This window comes from Streptomyces spongiae, from assembly GCF_009377185.1.
Classification (GTDB): Bacteria; Actinomycetota; Actinomycetes; order Streptomycetales; family Streptomycetaceae; genus Streptomyces; species Streptomyces spongiae.
Window position 1 is genome coordinate 1 of the sequence record NZ_VJZC01000938.1, and the last position, 2,343, is coordinate 2,343.

1 protein-coding gene is annotated in these 2,343 nt (G+C 71.9%); it reads right to left on the reverse strand.

Annotated elements, in window-relative coordinates:
- Positions 1-149: 149 nt before the first annotated feature.
- The gene (locus FNH08_RS48905) at positions 150-2,294 is read right to left on the reverse strand and encodes a PTS fructose transporter subunit IIABC (protein WP_152778369.1); all 2,145 of its coding nucleotides are present in this window, start codon (positions 2,292-2,294) and stop codon (positions 150-152) included.
- Positions 2,295-2,343 lie beyond the last annotated feature (49 nt).

The window sequence follows — 2,343 nt, forward strand, 5'->3', positions numbered from 1 at the left end:
CCCCTGTCCAACGGGCTGCGGCCGCCGTCGCGCGGGCCGGTCGCGGGGTGAGACCGCGACCGGCCACCCTGCCGCGGTCAGTCAGCGGCTTACGTCGCGACCGGCCTTCATGCTGCGGCCCACGCCGCGACCGATCTCCATGCTGCGGCTCACGCCGCGACCGGCTGCTTCGTCTCCGCCGTGGCGGTCGGGGCCTCCTCGGCGACCGCGCCCGCCTGGGTCTTCCGCATGCCCTTCAGGACGATGACCAGGCCGGCCGTGACCGCCGTACCGATCGCGATGGCCAGCAGGTACAGGAACGGCTTGCCGATGAGGAAGGTGACCCAGATGCCGCCGTGCGGGGCGCGCAGGGTCGAGCCGAAGGCCATGGTCAGCGCCCCGGTGACCGCGCCGCCCGCCATGGAGGCCGGGATGACCCGCAGCGGGTCGGCGGCGGCGAACGGGATCGCGCCCTCCGAGATGAAGGAGGCGCCGAGGACCCAGGCCGCCTTGCCGTTCTCGCGCTCGGCGGTGGTGAACAGCTTCTTGCGGATCGTGGTGGCCAGGGCCATGCCCAGCGGCGGGACCATACCGGCGGCCATCACGGCAGCCATGATCTTCATCGCGGAGTCGCTCGGGTCCTGGACGGCGATGCCGCCCGTGGCGAAGGCGTACGCGACCTTGTTGACGGGGCCACCCAGGTCGAAGCACATCATCAGGCCGAGCAGGATGCCGAGGAGGACGGCGTTGGTGCCGGAGAGGCCGCTCAGCCAGTCGGTCATGGCCTTCTGGGCCTCGGCGATGGGCTTGCCGACCACGACGAACATCAGGAAGCCGACGATCATCGAGGAGATCAGCGGTATCACGACCACCGGCATGATGCCGCGCAGTACCGGCGGGATCTTGATCCGCTGGATGGCGAGGACGACCGCACCGGCCAGCAGACCGGCGACCAGACCGCCGAGGAAACCGGCGGCGATGTTGGAGGCGATCATGCCGCCGACGAAGCCGGGGACCAGACCGGGGCGGTCCGCCATGCCGTAGGCGATGTAACCGGCGAGGACGGGGATCAGGAAGCCGAAGGCGACGCCGCCGATCTGGAACAGCAGCGCGGCCCAGCTGTCCAGCTGGCCCCAGAGGAAGTGCTCGGTGACCGGCTTGGCCTCGTTGATCTGGTAGCCACCGATCGCGAAGCCGAGCGCGATGAGCAGACCGCCCGCCGCGACGAACGGGACCATGTAACTCACGCCGGTCATCAGCCACTTGCGGAGCTTGGTGCCGTAGCCGTCGCCGGGCTCGCCCGCGCGCTCGACCGGGGTGGAGCCGGCCCCGGCGGCCGAGGTGACCTCACCGCGCTCGGCCTTGCCGCGGACCTCGGCGATCAGCTCGGCGGGCCGGTTGATGCCCGCCTTCACACCGACGTCCACGGTGGGCTTGCCGGCGAAGCGCTCCTTCTCCCGTACAGGGACGTCATGGGCGAAGATCACGCCGTCGGCGGCGGCGATGACCGCCGGGTCGAGCCGGCTGAAGCCGGCCGAGCCCTGCGGCTCGACGACGACCTCGACGCCATCGGTGTCACGGCCGGCGTTCTCCAGCGCCTCGGCGGCCATGTAGGTGTGCGCGATGCCGGTGGGGCAGGAGGTGACGGCGACGATACGGAACGGGCGGGCCTCCTCGGCGCTCGCCGCGGCCACCGGGGCAGTGCTCTCGCCCGCGCTCGCGTCGCCTTCGTCGTCGGTGTTGCCCGCGGCGGCGTCGGCGGAGGCCGTTCCGGCCGACGCCGCCGCGGAGTCTGTGGAATCCGTGGAATCTGCGGCGTTTGCAGAGTCTGCGGAGTCTGTGGAAACTGCGGGGTCCTCGCTGCCCTGGGCGTCGTCGTCGCCCCGGATGAGTGCCGCGGCCCGCTCCGTGTCGTCCACGGCGCGCAGCGCGGAGGTGAACTCGGTGTTCATCAGCTGGCGGGCGAGGGACGACAGGATGGTGAGGTGGGCGTCGTCCGCGCCGGCCGGGGCGGCGATCAGGAAGATCAGGTCGGCGGGCCCGTCAGGAGCGCCGAAGTCGATACCGGCCGCGCTGCGCCCGAAGGCGAGGGTCGGCTCGGTGACGTGCTCGCTGCGACAGTGCGGGATGCCGATGCCGCCGTCGAGGCCGGTCGGCATCTGGGCCTCGCGGGCGGCCACGTCGGCGAGGAAGCCGTCCAGGTCGGTCACCCGGCCCTTGGCCACCATGCGCTCGGCGAGGGCACGCGCCGCTGCTTCCTTGGTGTCGGCGGACAGGTCGAGGTCGACCAGGTCCGCGGTGATCATCTCGCTCATCGCGGGCTCCTTCGCACGCGTATCGCCCGGGGGGAGTCATGGGCGGGGC